General features: G+C 36.3%; 15 protein-coding genes. 8 read left to right on the top strand and 7 right to left on the bottom strand.

Features of this window, described 5'->3' with window-relative positions; genetic code table 11:
* Positions 1-27 precede the first annotated feature (27 nt).
* Genes CPT03_RS10230 through CPT03_RS10240 form a run of 3 tightly spaced genes read left to right on the top strand, consistent with a single transcriptional unit; the run spans position 28 to position 5,826 of the window.
* On the top strand, positions 28-2,652 hold the full coding sequence (locus CPT03_RS10230) for a hypothetical protein (RefSeq protein WP_099438762.1): 2,625 nt from the start codon (positions 28-30) through the stop codon (positions 2,650-2,652).
* A gap of 55 nt (positions 2,653-2,707) precedes the next feature.
* A complete protein-coding gene (rnr, locus tag CPT03_RS10235) occupies positions 2,708-4,840 on the top strand; it encodes a ribonuclease R (RefSeq protein WP_099438763.1) in 2,133 nt (710 codons plus the stop codon).
* Between the two features lie 17 nt (positions 4,841-4,857).
* Positions 4,858-5,826 carry a polyprenyl synthetase family protein gene (locus CPT03_RS10240; protein ID WP_099438764.1) on the top strand — a complete coding sequence of 323 codons (969 nt, stop codon included), beginning with the start codon at positions 4,858-4,860 and terminating at the stop codon, positions 5,824-5,826.
* Here the strand turns inward: CPT03_RS10240 and CPT03_RS10245 are convergent.
* On the bottom strand, positions 5,823-6,785 hold the full coding sequence (locus CPT03_RS10245; RefSeq protein WP_099438765.1) for a response regulator: 963 nt from the start codon (positions 6,783-6,785) through the stop codon (positions 5,823-5,825). The two genes, CPT03_RS10240 and CPT03_RS10245, sit on opposite strands and share 4 nt — an antisense overlap.
* A gap of 210 nt (positions 6,786-6,995) precedes the next feature.
* Between CPT03_RS10245 and CPT03_RS10250 the strand changes: the two genes are divergently transcribed.
* Positions 6,996-7,358 carry a helix-turn-helix domain-containing protein gene (locus CPT03_RS10250; RefSeq protein ID WP_099438766.1) on the top strand — a complete coding sequence of 121 codons (363 nt, stop codon included), beginning with the start codon at positions 6,996-6,998 and terminating at the stop codon, positions 7,356-7,358.
* A gap of 84 nt (positions 7,359-7,442) precedes the next feature.
* Here the strand turns inward: CPT03_RS10250 and rpmA are convergent, their stop codons facing one another.
* From rpmA to CPT03_RS10270, 4 genes are all read right to left on the bottom strand, one after another.
* Entirely contained in the window at positions 7,443-7,862 is a 420-nt protein-coding gene (rpmA, locus tag CPT03_RS10255; protein WP_099438767.1) for a 50S ribosomal protein L27, read from the bottom strand.
* Positions 7,863-7,919: 57 nt separating this feature from the next.
* On the bottom strand, positions 7,920-8,231 hold the full coding sequence (gene rplU, locus CPT03_RS10260; RefSeq protein WP_008241463.1) for a 50S ribosomal protein L21: 312 nt from the start codon (positions 8,229-8,231) through the stop codon (positions 7,920-7,922).
* Positions 8,232-8,312: 81 nt separating this feature from the next.
* A complete protein-coding gene (locus CPT03_RS10265; RefSeq protein WP_245870020.1) occupies positions 8,313-8,741 on the bottom strand; it encodes a hypothetical protein in 429 nt (142 codons plus the stop codon).
* An 87-nt stretch (positions 8,742-8,828) separates the two neighbouring features.
* A complete protein-coding gene (locus CPT03_RS10270; protein WP_099438769.1) occupies positions 8,829-10,256 on the bottom strand; it encodes a dicarboxylate/amino acid:cation symporter in 1,428 nt (475 codons plus the stop codon).
* 129 nt (positions 10,257-10,385) lie between these two features.
* Here CPT03_RS10270 and CPT03_RS10275 point away from each other — a divergent pair, with 129 nt between their 5' ends.
* A complete protein-coding gene (locus CPT03_RS10275; RefSeq protein ID WP_099438770.1) occupies positions 10,386-10,883 on the top strand; it encodes an RNA polymerase sigma factor in 498 nt (165 codons plus the stop codon).
* The gene (locus CPT03_RS10280) at positions 10,870-11,469 is read left to right on the top strand and encodes a hypothetical protein (protein WP_099438771.1); all 600 of its coding nucleotides are present in this window, start codon (positions 10,870-10,872) and stop codon (positions 11,467-11,469) included. Before CPT03_RS10275 ends, CPT03_RS10280 begins: the two co-directional genes overlap by 14 nt.
* A 140-nt stretch (positions 11,470-11,609) precedes the next feature.
* Here the strand turns inward: CPT03_RS10280 and CPT03_RS10285 are convergent, their stop codons facing one another.
* Both CPT03_RS10285 and CPT03_RS10290 read right to left on the bottom strand, forming a co-directional pair.
* Positions 11,610-12,044, bottom strand: a complete 435-nt coding sequence (locus tag CPT03_RS10285; RefSeq protein WP_099438772.1) for a nuclear transport factor 2 family protein — start codon at positions 12,042-12,044, stop codon at positions 11,610-11,612.
* A 63-nt stretch (positions 12,045-12,107) separates the two neighbouring features.
* The gene (locus CPT03_RS10290; RefSeq protein ID WP_172954162.1) at positions 12,108-12,962 is read right to left on the bottom strand and encodes a helix-turn-helix transcriptional regulator; all 855 of its coding nucleotides are present in this window, start codon (positions 12,960-12,962) and stop codon (positions 12,108-12,110) included.
* 167 nt (positions 12,963-13,129) lie between these two features.
* On the opposite strand from CPT03_RS10290, the gene CPT03_RS10295 reads away from it, so the two are divergent.
* Both CPT03_RS10295 and CPT03_RS10300 read left to right on the top strand, forming a co-directional pair.
* Complete coding sequence (locus CPT03_RS10295; RefSeq protein WP_245870021.1) at positions 13,130-16,015, top strand: two-component regulator propeller domain-containing protein; 2,886 nt, start codon at positions 13,130-13,132, stop codon at positions 16,013-16,015.
* Positions 16,008-16,640 (top strand): response regulator, encoded by a 633-nt coding sequence (locus CPT03_RS10300; RefSeq protein WP_099438774.1) that lies wholly within the window; start codon positions 16,008-16,010, stop codon positions 16,638-16,640. The genes CPT03_RS10295 and CPT03_RS10300 overlap by 8 nt, the downstream gene beginning before the upstream one ends.
* The last annotated feature ends 1 nt before the right edge of the window (position 16,641 follow it).

Here is a 16,641-nt window from a genome sequence, read left to right on the forward strand (position 1 = left end):
ACTCACCTTAAAACGGAGGCTATATTCATGAAAAGCACATCGCAAAGAGGCAGGAAGTATCTCTTGCTTCTCATTATTTTATTTAGCTTAAATGCTTATTCCCAGAATGCTACTACGGGTAGCATCAAAGATATTGTAGAAGCCACTGATAAACTGCAAACCAAATTGCCGGCAGAAAAAATATACCTGCATACTGATAAGCACAATTATAACATTGGCGATACCCTATGGTTTAAAGCTTATGTTTTAGATCGAGCTCATCACGCCAGTTCCGAAAAGAGCAATTTACTTTTTGTGGAACTCCATGATGATAGTACGGAAGTGGTAAGAAGAATAAGCATACCACTTAAAAATGGTATAGGCTACGCTCAAATTCCATTAGCAAAAGAAATATTCCATGACGGGGGCTACATTTTAAGGGCATATACCAACTGGACACAAAACTTTGGTATCGATTATGCCTTTGCTAAACGTTTTTATCTGGGGTCGGCCAGTAAAGATACATGGCTCGTAAATTCAAACACTAAAATAAACAGGTCAGGAAGCAAAGATGAACTCCTGATAGATGTCAGTTTAATGGACATCAACAAAATACCTGTCGGACTGCGTAAGCTAGAAGTAAGGATAATGGAAGCTAACAAATCCCTTTACGATAAAACTATAGAAACTCCACTAAATGGCAAATTTAATATCCAATATAGTCTGAAAGAAAAGAGAGATGCCGGAAATATGAGGTTAGAAATCTGGAATTTAAAGAAGGATGATAGTAAAATCCTTTTAAGAATTCCATTAACCATTAATCGGTCTGATAAAATTGATCTTCAATTCTTACCCGAAGGAGGTAATCTCGTATCAGGACTAAAATCAACTGTAGGGTTTAAGGCTATCGCGGAAAATGGGTACGGAACAGACGTTACTGGCAATATATATGATAGCAAGAATAATATGATCTGTTCGTTTGCAAGTTTACATAAGGGAATGGGTTCATTTGAGTTCACCCCTGTATCCGGAGAAAAATATGTAGCTAAGCTAAACTTACCTAAAGATTCCCAAACGACTTATAATTTGCCGGAAATTACTCCTTCGGGAACTGTATTGCACATTGAAAATCAGGAGTCATCAGATTCATTAAAACTTAGCATAAATGCCAGTAATGACATAGCAACTTCTGCCAGCCCTTTTTACCTAATTGGTTCGTCAAGGGATATAGTTTGTTATGCCAAATCGATTGACTTAAAAAATTCAAAAATAAGCATTGCTAAAAGTTTGTTTCCCTCAGGCATAGCCAGATTTACATTGCTAAATGGCAGCAAGCCTATAAACGAAAGAATCACATTTATTGATCATCAGAACAATCTCCAAATAAAAGTATTACCGCACAAGGCCTCTTATAATAAAAGAGATAGTGTTTCTTTAGAAATAGAAGTAAAAGATAAAAGTGGCAAGCCAATTATGAGTAGTCTGTCGTTGGCAGTAACTGATGATAGTCAGATAAAACCCGATGACACAGGCAATTTCGGCATCAATACAAATCTGTTGCTTTGCAATGAATTAAGAGGTTTTATTGAAGATCCCGGGTTCTATATGAACAGAAAAAATAAAATAGCATGGTTAGCACTGGATCATTTGATGCTTACACAAGGATGGACAGGCTTTGACTGGAAAACTGTATTCAATCCCATTGAACCGCCTAAATATGATGGGATAATTTTAGAAGAAACTATGAGAAAGGTTATGCCAATGACATTTCCTGAAATTAAAACATTACAACTTAAGCCATGGTTCGTAAATGCAGATAAAACTATGTTTAAATATGCCCAAAACCTCAACAAACAAATAGATTACGAAAAAACACTAAGCGGAAACATGCTTAAAGAAGTTAAAATAACATCGAAAAAGATAGATTACACTGCCTATAATTTAAACGGATTTGGACAGGCAGATATTTTTTTAGATTCAGCTGCTATAAGCAGATCAGAAACAACAGGACTTTACCAAATTTTAAAGCAAAAGATTCCAGGACTTGAAATTGAATGGGAATACCTAGCTTTAGAACAGAAACAAGGATATTCATTAAAAATTGGAGATAGATGGGTTAGACTACGTTTTAATAGTTCTCCTTATAATTCGCTCTTTTTAGGTAAAACCCCACAAGGTCTAAAAGACAGGTTAAATGAGTTTAAAACGGAAGGCATAAGCGCTATTGAGATTATGTATACACAAAAATATTTATGGAAATACGACCCTCCTCAACCTGCAGAAACATTTGTACCCGGACGCCAGGCAAAAAACATGGCGGCTTACGCAAAAAATCCTCTTCCCACCCCCCCTCCAACAGCCGAGATTAAATTGTTTGCAATTATTCAACTTACAACTTCTGAGAAAAAGAGTAAGAATCCCAATCCCCTTTCAATTATGCCAGCTCAACAGTTTTATAGACCTAAATATAAAAATCAAAATAGTACAACCACTTCTGATACCCGATCAGTTATACATTGGGAACCAGACATCATCACAGATAAAAACGGAAGAGCAACAATTTCATTCTACTCAGCAGATATTCCGGGCAGTTATACGATAAGTATTGAAGGAAGTAATTTAGATGGAAATATAGGAAGCAACCGATCAAAATTAAAGGTCATGGAAAAGTAGACAATTGTAATTTCCAGCTTCAAATTGTTACCTTCGGGTGATTCATATTTTTATTATGGCAAAAAAGAAATCATCGCACTTAGAACTTGTTTTAATCCAATTGATTAGTGATGTGCTGGAAAAAAACAATAAAGAAGCTCTGAACTATAAACAGGTTTCAGCTAAGTTAAACATAACAGATCCGGAAGCACGGGAAACAATTCTTGAGGTGCTTAAAGAACAGTCCAGAAAAGGTGTTTTTCTAGAACCTGAAAAGGGAAAATTCCGATTAAAGGATCTCAAAACTTTTGTTATTGGAAAAGTAGATATGACAGCCGATGGTTCTGCATTTGTAGTTCCTGAAGACGAGTTTGAAAAAGACATATTTGTTTCAGCACGCAAGCTTCATAACGCACTAAACGGTGATACGGTAAAGGTTTACATTTACGCTAAAAAGAGTGGCCGTAAAAACGAAGGTGAAGTTGTTGAAATCATTACACGTGCAAAAACTGATTTCATCGGAGTAATAAGAATATCAGATCGCTTTGCTTTTGTAAATATAGACGACCGCAAAATGCTGCACGACATATTTGTTCCTTTAAGTGACCTAAATGGTGCTAAAAACGGACAAAAAGTACAGGTAAGCATTACCGACTGGCCAGAAGGCGCCAAGAATCCAATTGGAAAAATAACCACAATTCTTGGCGAACAGGGCGAGAACAACACTGAAATGAATGCCATCCTGGCTCAGTTTGGGTTTCCGCTCGTATTCCCTCCAGAGGTTGAAAAAGAAGCTAATGCCATACCTGAAGAAATTACGGCAGCCGATCTAAAAGGACGTAAAGACTTTAGAGAAACCATTACATTTACCATTGACCCTGCTGATGCTAAAGACTTTGACGATGCCATATCTTTTAAAGCACTGCCCAATGGTAATTATGAGGTGGGCGTGCACATAGCTGATGTTTCCCACTATGTTAAACCTAATAGCCACCTCGATAAAGAGGCTTATTCAAGAGCCACCTCAGTTTACCTGGTTGATAGGGTAATACCCATGCTTCCGGAGCGCTTAAGTAATGGTGTATGCTCACTACGCCCTAATGAAGACAAACTATGCTTTGCCGCTGTGTTTGAAATTGATGAAAAAGCAAACATTATAACAGAATGGTTTGGCCGTACAGTTATCCATTCGAACAGGCGCTTTAGTTATGAAGAAGCTCAGGAAGTAATTGAAACCAAAGAAGGTGATTACGCTGATGAGATCTTAAAACTTAATGAGCTTGCTTATATATTGCGCGACAGGAAGTTTAAAAATGGAGCCATCAGCTTTGAAAGCACCGAAGTTAAATTTAAGCTTGATGAAACCGGCAAACCTATCGGTGTATATGTTAAGGAACGGAAAGATGCACATAAACTGATAGAAGATTTTATGCTGCTGGCCAACAAAAAAGTAGCAGAGTTCATCGCCAAAAAAGGAAAAGGGAAACAGAAATATACTTTTGTATATCGTTCTCACGACTCCCCTAATCTCGAAAACCTCGGTAATTTTGCGCTTTTCGCGGCCCGTTTTGGTTACAAGATCAATATGAAATCAGATAAAGAGATTGCAAAATCCCTAAACTACCTGATGGAAGATGTTGAAGGAAAAAAGGAACAAAATGTGTTAACCCAACTTGCCATTCGTTCTATGGCAAAAGCTGTTTATACCACAAAAAAGACAAGCCATTACGGACTGGCTTTTGACCATTACACACATTTCACCTCTCCAATCAGGAGGTATCCTGACGTTATGGTACACCGTCTTCTGGCAGCTTATTTAAACAATGAAAAATCTGCCAACGAAGAGGAATATGAAATCGCAGCCTCCCATTCATCAACAATGGAAAAACGTGCGGCAGATGCAGAACGTGCTTCAATTAAATATAAACAGGCCGAGTACCTGGAAGAAAACATTGGGAATACTTTTCTTGGTATTATCTCCGGAGTTACAGAATGGGGAATGTATGTAGAGATCATTGAAAACAAATGCGAGGGCATGATAAGACTTCGTGATATATCTGATGATTTCTATGTGCTCGATGAAAAAAACTACTGCATAGTAGGTCAGCGCAAAAAGAAGAAATACCAATTGGGCGACGAGGTTAAGGTAAAAGTTAAGAAAGTAGATCTGGCTAAACGTCAAATAGATTTTATTTTAGTACAGGATTAGATAACAACAATAAAAGAATGCATTCTCCTTCAGAATTATTAAAGCACGTAGAACAAGCAATAAGCGAAATCCAATACCCAACATATCCTGGCAACTTATATCAGCCCATAAGCTACATTATGAGCTTAGGAGGCAAAAGAGTGCGTCCTACAATGCTGTTAATGGCAGTAGATCTGTTTAGCGGCGATATCCGTAAAGCTTTGCCGGCAGCTATGGCAATTGAAACGTTCCACAACTTTACTCTTATCCACGATGATATAATGGACAATGCCCCGCTTAGAAGAGGCAAGCAAACAGTACATGAAAAATGGGGTACCAATACCGCTATACTAAGTGGAGATGTAATGATGGTTGAAGCCAACAAGCACATAACAAACGTTGATGTAAGCATTTTAAAACCCGCCCTTGATACTTTTAATGCAACTGCACAAGGTGTATGCGAAGGTCAGCAATTGGATATGGAGTTTGAAAACCGTAGTGATGTAAGTATCCCGGAATATATAGATATGATACGCCTTAAAACAGCAGTTTTATTAGGTGGTTCTATGAAGCTGGGGGCAATTGTTGCAAATGCAAAACCCGAAGAAGCTGATCTGATTTATGCTTTCGGAGAAAACCTGGGCATTGCTTTTCAACTGCAGGATGATATCCTGGATGTATTTGGTGACCCGGAGAAATTTGGAAAGCAAATAGCCGGAGATATTATAGCCAATAAAAAAACATTCCTGCTCCTAAAATTACAAGAATTGGCTAGTAAAGAAGATCATGCTAAACTTATTGGTCAATTTGTAAATAAGAACAACGAAGATAAGATCAAACACATTACCGACTTATATCACAACTATAAGATCAGAGAACTTGCCACACAAGAAATGAAAAACTATCTTGACAAAGCATATAGTGCTTTAAGGAAGATTGCCATTCCTGAAGCAAGAAAATCTGAAATCATTAAACTGGCAGAAGAACTAATGAACAGAGAATATTAATTATCAAATATTAACTTCACCTTTTCATCAGTTAAAGGCTTGCCTATAAAATCTTTAACAAAAGGAAATGATGTTGCAATTCTTTTATCAGATGGATCAACCGATGATGAAACAATAAACACATCAATAGCAATCTTGTTATCTTCCAGCATCTTTAAAAACTGAAGCCCATCTACATTAGGCATATTTAAATCCAGAAGAATAAGATCGGGTTTATTGTGCCTAATGTAATCAAGCGCATTTTCAGGATTATTAAACAAAACAACCTGCTTTTCCTTATGCTGACTTCTTATCAATGCCTGATGCACCTTAATGGTCATTAAGTCATCATCAATAAGCACTATATGCTTTTTTCCCTGTTCACTCCCCCCCTTTCCCAGCACATTACCACTTATAGGCTTCCCAAGCGAAATACAGAGCTCTCTAATTACATTATCCAGCTTTTTTGCCTGGTAGTTAACATCGCTCAGCAATTGATTTATTTTCGAAACATTATAACCACCCAAACGGCTATAGCTGGTAACATTAAACAAACTCGATACGTTTGTAGTAAGAGATCGTAATTGATGCGAAGTAAGGTGAGAATAATCATTAAGCTTCGTCAAATGATCAAGACTTTCATGATTCTTTATAACCGTACAAACCACCGTCTCAATATTACCCGTCATTAATGGGGTAAACACAATCTGAAAAGATTTGTCTAGTTCCCCATTTTGGCCAGGAATTCTAACCTCAATACTAAAACAATTGTCATCAAAACACTTTTCGAGTAGTTTTAGGAATTTATATTTATAGATTTGCGTAATTATTTCCTCAACATTGTCCCCAACTTTCGGGAAATCAGTAATAAATTCCCGCATATTATTATCAGGAACAATTTTGAAAAATACCAATTCAAATTTTCTATTAATAAGAAAAAATGAACAAGATGAATGCTCCCACACAGTACTAATCAGCATTGTTAATCTTATCTAAACTATTATATTGCCCACAATTCATTTTTTATACAGATTTCTTAGTTTTTTAATAAGCCCTGGCTTATTACTCCTCGAGTTTATGGTACAATTTCAGTCCAATAATTATCCCAATTTATTTATGGTTTAGAATTTGCAACCGGGTAATCGGTTTCTCATTCGACCATATACAAATCAACACAATATAAACCAGTTATGCAAGAAATACTATCAAAAGTACACGTTGGAGAAAGAATCAAAAATTTGCGATTAGGACACAATCTATCTCAAGCAGCTATAGCTAATATACTGAATATATCCAGAAGCAATTATTCTCAAATAGAATTAGGAAATCAGTTCCCCACTTTTGATACCCTGCATTTAATCGCCAGATATTATAGCAAAAGTTATGAATGGATTTTACATGGCGAACTTAATGATTCAGAAAATTATAAAGCTGTTAATAAATTTGAATCACTGATAATCAATCTGGAGGAAACCCTTATAGGCTTTAAAAAAGCAATAGAAAATTTGGAACAGCAGCTTGTTGAAATCAGAACAGGAAAACTGAAAGAATAGCCAGTTAAAGAAGCGAAAAACAACACCTACAAAAAAAGGGTTTCAGTGTATATTGAAACCCTTTTTAATAAAGTTAAGATCTTATTATTCTGCAGATTCTGCTTTTGCTTCTGTTTCAGCTTTAACAGCTTTTTTAGCAGGTGCTTTTTTAGCTGGTGCTTTTTCAGCAGCAACTTCTTCTTTTGCAGGTGCAGCAGCTTTCTTAGCAGGTGCTTTTTTAGCTGGCGCTGCCTCAACAACTTCTTTAGCTACTGTAGGTAATACAGAAACATAAGATTTGTTATCTTGTTTCTTTTTGAAGATTACAGTACCATCAACCAAAGCGAATAAAGTATGGTCTTTACCAATACCTACTCCTTTATCTGGATGATGTTTTGTACCACGCTGACGTACTAAAATGTTTCCAGCGATAGCTTCCTGACCACCAAATATTTTGATACCTAAACGTTTGCTATGCGATTCGCGTCCGTTTCTCGAACTACCGGCTCCTTTTTTATGTGCCATCTTGTTTTATATTTTATCAATTACCTGATTAAGCTGGTAATCTTTGTTTAACACTAATTATAAACTGATACCAGAAATCTGGATTTTGGTGAAATACTGACGGTGACCGTTTTTCTTTTTGTAACCTTTTCTACGTTTCTTTTTGAAAACGATTACCTTATCACCTTTTAAATGAGACACGATTTTAGCTGAAACAGTAGCACCTTTCAATGCAGGAGCTCCTACAGAGATTTTACCACCATCTTCAACCAACAATACATTGTCAAATTCAATACTAGCGCCTTCATCTCCTTGCAAACGGTGTACAAAAAGGTGCTGGTCTTTTGCAACTTTGAATTGCTGTCCTGCTATATTTACTATTGCGTACATTGTTAAATATTTATTATTTTAAATTGTTTATTTTTATCGAGGTGCAAATATAGAATTATTTTTTCTAAATCCACAACAGAATTACTTTTTATTCCCATAACGCTCTTCGGCATCATTTATACTTTGTGCAATAAGCTTTTGCATTTGAGCAGCCACATCTCTAAGTTTAGGTATTTCATTGTAATCCGTCATATAAATTACCTTCTTTGATTTTGTTTTGTAGTTAAACTGAATTTCATAACGCAATATCCTTGGCGAATTCAAATCAGCATTGCTATTCGCAATTACCTCCGGAAAATTCCATAAGCCCAGCTCATTAGCTTTACTGTGCAGATAGATCATATCATTTTTCCTGAGCTTCACATTAGTCTTAACCAACGAATCCTTATCGTTAAGGTATTCATAATCTCCTGTAGCCGAATTATAAGTATTGGCCAAGGTCTTCCCTACTCCCCATTTATATTCAAATGAAACAAAATCTGCTGATCTGAAAGGCGCATTTTTTATCATTGGGGTGTAATACACAATGCAATAAATTAAAAACGGCACTACAATACTTAGTGCTAAAAAAATCTTTTTCCCTTTGCTAGTCATAAATTAAGCTTCTGTTGGTGCCTCATAGTCAGGGTTATATTCCCCTTCCCATTTTGCTATTACTACTGTTGCTAAACAGTTTCCTATTACATTTAACGATGTTCTACCCATATCCATCAACTCATCTACCCCTAAAATTGCGGCAATAATAAAGGTTGGCAGACCAAACTGATCAGCCGTAGCGATCAAAATAATTAAAGATGCCCTTGGTATTGCAGCTACCCCTTTACTGGTAATCATAAGTGTAAAAACAATCAATAACTGATCGCCAAACGACAAATGCATTCCTGCGGCCTGTGCTACAAAAATCGCTGCTAATGAAAGATATAATGTTGTTCCGTCCAGATTAAAACTGTAACCGGTCGGAATTACAAATGATACAATTTTACGCGGAACCCCAAACTTCTCCATCGCGCTCATTGCTTTAGGCAACGCAGCATCAGAACTGGTTGTGGCAAAAGCAATAGATACCGGTTCTTTTATTGCATTAATAAACTTTAGTATAGGCAGCTTAATATATAAAGCCACAGGTAGTAATACAATAAGGATAAAAGCAAGTAGCGCTACATAAAGAGTTGCCACCAGCATAAACAAATGCTTTAAAATATCAACCCCCATATGGCCAACTGTATAAGCCATAGCAGCCCCTACCCCAATCGGAGCAAAGTACATGATCACATTGGTAAACTTAAACATGGTTTCAGACAAGCTCTCGCAAAAATCAACCATAGGTTTTCTTTTCTTCTCATCAACCATGGCAAGGCCAACACCAAAAATCACAGAAAAAATCACAATCTGTAAAATCTGAGCATCATAGATAGATTTTGCTATATTCTCAGGAAAAACATTCCTAAAAAAAGCCAGTGTCTTATACAACCAGTGTATGCTATCAGGCAAACTCTGCAAAATGCTCTCATCAGTCAAATCCTTTACCGGTTTTGGCAATTCATTATGAGGCATATTTTGGATATTAACCCCCACTCCGGCATGCGAAATATTGATAGCTGCCAATCCAATAAACAGAGCAAGTGTAGTAGCACAATAAAAATACAGCATAGATTTCCATGCCATTCTACCTACCTGTTTCAAATCAGAATGGCCGGCAATACCATAAACCAGGGTTGCAAATAATATTGGGCCAACAATGGTTTTTACCAGTTTAATAAAACCTTTGCTTAATGGCTGCAGTGCTATAGCTACATGCGGATAATCAATTCCAATAAAAACCCCAAAAATCATACACACCAATATCCAGGTGGTAAGGTTCTTTTTAACAACAGCATAAATAAACAATTCAACCGCAAGAATCCAACGAACCGCCATCATCACATTATCAGGGACAGCAAGAATGTCAAAATCTTTCAAAACTCCGAGCACAGTAGCAATTGTAATAAATATCAATGTTATTAGCCCGAGGCGGTTTTGTTTCATAAATTAGTTTTTAGTGGCAACAAAAGTAATTAATTGTGGTAAGCCCGCAAACATTTATTATTTTTGATTGCGCAACCGCTTGTAACAATTAATGATTACAGCGATCAAACAATCATCAGCCGTTAATTAATGGAACAAAAGGACCAGCTATTTAAACAAATTTTCGACACAAACTCCAAAAAGATATTCCATTTATGTTATGGTTATACTGGCGATGAGGATTCGGCCAACGACTTGCTACAGGAAACATTTTTAAAAGTTTGGCAAAATTTAGATAAGTTCCGTAATAAATCTTTGATTTCAACCTGGATTTATCGTATCGCTGTAAATACTTGCTTAACCTACTTAAGGTCAGAAAAGAGACAGGCAAAAGATGAACTTACCGACAATATCATAGAAAACCGTCCAGAGGAATTCTCAGAAAAAAACGAACAGATTGCACTACTATATAAATCAATATCAAAATTAGAAGAAAATGATCGCCTCATAATTACAATGGTACTCGATGAGCTCCCTTACAATGAAATAGCAGATATATCTGGTATCAGCGAAGGAAATCTTAGAGTAAAAATTCATCGCATTAAACAAAAACTTACAGAACTATACAATCAACATGCAAGAATTTGATCATATACAATCGCTTTGGCAATCACATTCGGTTGAGGTAAAAATATCCTCTGAAGAAATGCTTGCGCAGGCAAAAAAAGAAGTATCAGGTATCAAAACCAGGTCTCTATTGAACATCTTTGGAATGATTATTTCTTTTGCTGCTCTTGTGGCACTTTTAATACTTTACCCATTTACCTCATGGACAACGCAGGCAGGTTTAACCATCATTATCATTGCCATAGCCGTATCAACCATTATTCTGTACAAGGATTATAAAATAATATCAAGAAATGACTTTACGCAGCATCCAAATGAATTTTTGTTGCAGCTAAAAATCTATCAGTTAAATAAATTCTCTATATACAACAAACTCTACTGGTTCTATGCCGCGGCAATATGCCTTGGTTTTATACTTTACTTCTACGAAATGCTAAACAACCTAGATCTATGGTTTCAGATCGGGATAACCACATTTACTGTATTCTGGATGGCATTATGTGCTACCTTTTTACGCAAAGCATATTTAAAAAGAGAGAAAGAACGTTTAGATCTACTCATAGAGAAGTTCGAAAGAATAAGCAGTCAGTTTAAAGAACAAGTATAAAAAAAGTCATCCTACCTAAGGGATGACTTCTATTATTAACTAACCCAAATTTAAATCTATCCAAATTTATTACTGGGTTTCCTGTTTCAAATATAGGTGTAGCGCTTAACTGCTAATAAGCGAAACTCACCAATTCTGCTTTATCCATTAAACCTGTGTACCTGGCTTATTTTCCAAATTCCATTCGCGTCTTTTACAACAGTTACATAGTTCTGCTGGGTAAATAATGGATATTTAAAATCTACCCTTACCATAACTACACAATCGCAGGTAGATAAAACTTCATAGTCCGAAGTAAAGTTTAAAGTAATGTCGCCTCTTTTTTTATAAAAATCTACCAGTTCTTTTTTGGTTTGCTCTATTACCCTGCCTTGTCTGGTTATTTTTAATATTGCATCATTATCCATTACCTGATTAAGCAAAGCCGCATCGTAATGCAGGTTGGCATCAATGTAAGCCTCTATTACAGAGCTTGATTTTAGATTTACACTAGCTGCAGGTTTATCCTTATCAGCAAATGCATATGTGAAGGAGATACTTAGTATCGCCATACACAATAGGATTTTTCTTTTCATGAACTTTAAAAAATTTAAACTAAATACATGGATATACTTTATAGCATCTTAATACAGTGCAGACTATCTGTACTGGCCGGGAGTAATGTTAAATGAACTTCTAAACAATCTGATAAACGAACTTGGGCACTCAAAGCCCACTATATCTACAATCTCACTAACAGGATAATCAGTATTTCTTAAATAATACTTTGCTTGCTGAAGCCTGAATGTTGTTAAAAATTGATGTGGCGACTGCTGATAAGCCTGTTTAAAAGTTCTCAGTAAATGATTAATGGATAAGCAAGCTGTTCGTGCAATATCATCCAGACGGATATTTTTATTGTAATTACTGATAATGTAATCCTTAGCGATACACAAACGTCTTAATATCTCAGATTTGGTAACGTGGCTCAGGAACTTTAATGATGCCGTCCGGCTTACCACCTCAGTATTGTAAATACTGTAATAATTCAACAAACAATCGTTCAAACAATCTTGTAGCAGCATTTGGTTAGTTGTATTGCTATTCAAAAGAGTTCCAATATTCAGGAGATTCTCTTTTAGCGAAGCCTGCAAAGGATAAATAGATTCAACAAAAACCGGATTTTCATACTTATAATCAAATGGATTATCCAGCAAAACAGATTCACTTCTTCTTGAATATTCAAAATCCTGCACAAAACAAGGATCAAAGAAAACAGACAGCGATTTAACCTGAGTTGCCGAGTCAATTTTACTTGAATAATTGGTGTCGCTATTTAAGAAAATGAAATTTTCAGGATGCAGCCGTAATGCCCTGTTTCCTAATTCATAGTCGGCAGCACCACTAAATACCACATTAATAGAATACTTTCCTGCTAAGCAGGTACAGTTGGCTTTATAAGAAGTTTGGCTAACAATTTCATTACTACCAACAAGTATTCTTTTAGTGCTCATCACAATTGAATTATCTATTCAAAATTAAAACCAGACAAGGGGTTTCTTTTCACCCCTTAAGGGGTATATTGAGCTAAATGAAAAAAATACCCCCTAAAGGGTGATTTTTTAATTGTATATTGATAAATATATTTACAATCGGATTAATCCTGTATTTTCTATATCCTGTGGGCAGAAAGATATTAATACTTTTTCTCTTCCTTTTTAGTTATTGTTTCGATGGTTTTTCTCAGCGCTACAATTTTGAACAATACGACATTGAGGACGGGCTTACGCAATCGCAAATAACCGCAATTACGCAGGATAGCAAGCGTCGCTTATGGATTTCAACACTTGGCGGGCTTAGCCGTTTTAATGGAAAACAGTTCACCAATTACTCCAGAACTAACGGTTTAAGCAGCAACTTTATCCTCTCCCTATCAGCCGGTAAAAACGATGAAATATGGATAGGATCTGCAAGGGGTTTATCAAAATACAATGGACATAGCTTTAGTAACTCGGCCGACACAAGAAAATGGATAAGCGATTTAACTACCGATAAAACAGGAACTACTTATGGGTTAAAAGCTAAACGTCTTTACAATGCCAGCAAAGATGCACTAGTAACCATATCAAACGATACCACCGAAATGGTTACTGCCCTCACAACAGATTATTTCCGTAATATATGGGCAGCAGTTCATGGCAAAGGCTTGTATAGGCTTGAAAACGGGAAATGGTTGCCATTCGCTTTAGAAGAAAAGATAAAAGATCTTGTTATTACCAACATACTGGTTGATGAACTTAATAAAGGTAAAATATGGCTTTTAACACCCAATGGAATTTACATCTCGCAAAATAATACTATCAACAAAGCATATACTGAAATTACAACTGAGTGTAATACCATAATACAAGATAACAAAGGAGCTGTATGGATAGGCACAAACAGTGGTGCATATTACATTACGCCTGCCACCGTTATACATTTCAATGCCGGCAACGGGTTTACTGACAATGTAGTTAATAAGATATTTAAAGATGTAGAGAACAATATCTGGCTCGGCACAGACGGCTCAGGATTGTTCAGATTCAACAATAACAGCTACGTAACATTTGATGAAACACAAGGTATAGAAAGCAGAATTGTAATGGCTATTGCCAATGGCCCAACTCCCGGAACAATATGGCTGGGATCATACGGAGGGTTGTACGAATACAAGCAAAATCAAAGGATCAAAAAAATTAAGATCCCTTCGCAAAATCCAAATTCTTACCGCATTAATTTCTTACATACCGACCATAAAAATAACGTTTGGATAGGAACTCCCGGAGGTGGATTATGGAGGCAGAGCGGTCAGCGTATGGAACGTATGGATTCAGAAAAGGAGCATATAGCCTACAATGCAATGATTGAGGATAACGATGGTACAATTTGGCTATCAACCAATTACGGAAGCTTAACATTTGATCCAAACACCAGAAAATTCACACGCATCACCAAACAATTTGGTGGCGGAATATTAAAGCTAGGTCCCGATTCAGTAATTGCCGGCACACAAGACGGAGCCTGGTTAATTGTAAACAAAAAAACAATTACCCCTTTAAAAATCAAAGGCTTGTCGGGCTCAAGCATCCTTTCTATGCTCCGACATAAGGATTACGTTCTTTTTGGAACAGCCGACTATGGCTTACTGATCTGGAACATTAAAACCGGCATTACACGATTCTTAAACACCAAATCAGGACTTGCATCAGATCATATCTACAGCCTGCTGGAAGATAAAACCGGAATAATATGGGTAGGAACCGGAAGGGGCATCAACAGAATTAACCCTAAAACCTTTACAATAATATCTCCGAACAATGAAGATGAGTTATTGGTTGAGTGTAACCAGAACGCTATACTCCAATACGATAACAACATATGGATTGGAACAACCAAAGGAGTTCTTGTTTATGGAATTAACCCTAATCCCGAAAAAAAAATAAAACCTTATATTTACATCAACTCAGTAAGTACAACACCAAATTACAAACCTGAATATGTTGAAGGCGTACTTACACTACCCTACAACCACAATCGTATAAACATTAATTATACAGGAATTTACCTCAAAAACCCAGGTGCATTAATGTACCGCTACAGGCTAATTGGGTTAGACAGTAAATTTAGCCAGCCTGGCAGCAATTCATCAATGAATTTCACTGCCATTCCTGCCGGGAAATATAAATTCGAGGTAAAAGCAGTTACAAAAGATGGGCTTTCATCAATTAATACCGCATCTGTCTCGTTCGAAATACTTCCTCCATACTATCAAACTCCTCTGTTTAAGTTTTGCATAGTGATGCTAATATTGGCACTAATCCTGTTTACAGTATACACCATCCTGATGTTTAATGAGCGCAAACGCAAACTAAGACTAAAAATAAAGCTCGAAGAACAATTTAAAATCAGAAAACAAACTGCCGAGGATTTTCATGATGATCTTGGTAACAAGTTAACCCGAATAACAGTCCTTTCAGAAGTATTGGGCAGTATGATCGATAAAGATGATATCGAAAAAAGGAATATTCTTAAAAAAATCCACTGCAATGTTAATGAACTATACAGCGGAACAAGAGATATACTATGGTCGCTAAATCCCAAAAACGACTCACTAGACCAGGTGTTAAACCACATTAAAGATTTTGGTCAGGAAATGGTTAATGAAACCCCTATCCTCTTTAAATTTGACATTGACCTGAATAACAAATACACCAAATTATCATTAGATATGAGCAGGAATATTTTAATGATCTTTAAAGAATCAATACACAACTCCCTGAAACATGCCAAAGCAAATGTGATTAATTTTGAGGCCAAACTAAACAATGGCATGTTATTGATTACCCTGCAAGACGATGGAATAGGTTTTGATACTGAAAACCCTAACGAAGGCCATGGCATGCACAACATGTATGTTAGGGCCAAAAGGATAAATGCCGATCTAAATATCATATCTAATGAAAATGGCACAAGTGTATTGTTACTTGTTAATTTTTCGACTTTAAAACATTTTAAAAATGCATAATCAGGAAGCTGCAAGAATAGTAATTATTGAAGATGATAAAACCATTAGAGAGGGCTATCACTACCTGATAGATAACACCTCGCCCTATACCGTGGTAAATGCCTATCCATCATTTGATGCAGCAAAACTAAAAATAACAAAAGACAATCCTGATGTAATCATATTAGATATACAGTTGCCAGGAACAAGCGGTATTGATGCTTTGCCTTTACTAAAAAAGATGCTGCCAAATGTTTACATCATTATGCTTACCGTATACGAAACCGAGAAAATAATACTCGATGCATTGGCAAATGGAGCTTCAGGATACTTTACCAAAAACACTCCATCAGCAAAAATAATTGAAGCAATTAAAGAAGTAATGCACGGCGGAGGCCCAATGAGCCCTGATGTTTCAAAAAAGGTAATTATGTCGCTTCAAAAGAACCAGCATTCGCCACTTACTAAAAGAGAAACACAGATCCTGGAATTAATTGCTGAGGGAAAAGATCGCGGCCAGATAGCCACTCAATTATTTATAGATGTAGAAACGGTTAAAACCCATGTAAAGAACATTTACATTAAATTAGACGTCAACTCGAAAGCTGACGCCATAAATGTGGCAAGAACCAATAAGCTGATATAAC

This window comes from Pedobacter ginsengisoli, assembly GCF_002736205.1.
GTDB lineage: Bacteria > Bacteroidota > Bacteroidia > Sphingobacteriales > Sphingobacteriaceae > Pedobacter > Pedobacter ginsengisoli_A.

Coding starts and splice junctions, on each gene's coding strand:
- CPT03_RS10300 (WP_099438774.1), top strand. CDS start 16,008: ATGCATAATCAGGAAGCTGCAAGAATAGTAATTATTGAAGATGATAAA.
- CPT03_RS10245 (WP_099438765.1), bottom strand. CDS start 6,785: ATGCTGATTAGTACTGTGTGGGAGCATTCATCTTGTTCATTTTTTCTT.
- CPT03_RS10280 (WP_099438771.1), top strand. CDS start 10,870: ATGCAAGAATTTGATCATATACAATCGCTTTGGCAATCACATTCGGTT.
- CPT03_RS10270 (WP_099438769.1), bottom strand. CDS start 10,256: ATGAAACAAAACCGCCTCGGGCTAATAACATTGATATTTATTACAATT.
- rnr (WP_099438763.1), top strand. CDS start 2,708: ATGGCAAAAAAGAAATCATCGCACTTAGAACTTGTTTTAATCCAATTG.
- CPT03_RS10265 (WP_245870020.1), bottom strand. CDS start 8,741: ATGATAAAAAATGCGCCTTTCAGATCAGCAGATTTTGTTTCATTTGAA.
- CPT03_RS10290 (WP_172954162.1), bottom strand. CDS start 12,962: ATGAGCACTAAAAGAATACTTGTTGGTAGTAATGAAATTGTTAGCCAA.
- CPT03_RS10240 (WP_099438764.1), top strand. CDS start 4,858: ATGCATTCTCCTTCAGAATTATTAAAGCACGTAGAACAAGCAATAAGC.
- CPT03_RS10275 (WP_099438770.1), top strand. CDS start 10,386: ATGGAACAAAAGGACCAGCTATTTAAACAAATTTTCGACACAAACTCC.
- rplU (WP_008241463.1), bottom strand. CDS start 8,231: ATGTACGCAATAGTAAATATAGCAGGACAGCAATTCAAAGTTGCAAAA.
- CPT03_RS10285 (WP_099438772.1), bottom strand. CDS start 12,044: ATGAAAAGAAAAATCCTATTGTGTATGGCGATACTAAGTATCTCCTTC.
- rpmA (WP_099438767.1), bottom strand. CDS start 7,862: ATGGCACATAAAAAAGGAGCCGGTAGTTCGAGAAACGGACGCGAATCG.
- CPT03_RS10230 (WP_099438762.1), top strand. CDS start 28: ATGAAAAGCACATCGCAAAGAGGCAGGAAGTATCTCTTGCTTCTCATT.
- CPT03_RS10250 (WP_099438766.1), top strand. CDS start 6,996: ATGCAAGAAATACTATCAAAAGTACACGTTGGAGAAAGAATCAAAAAT.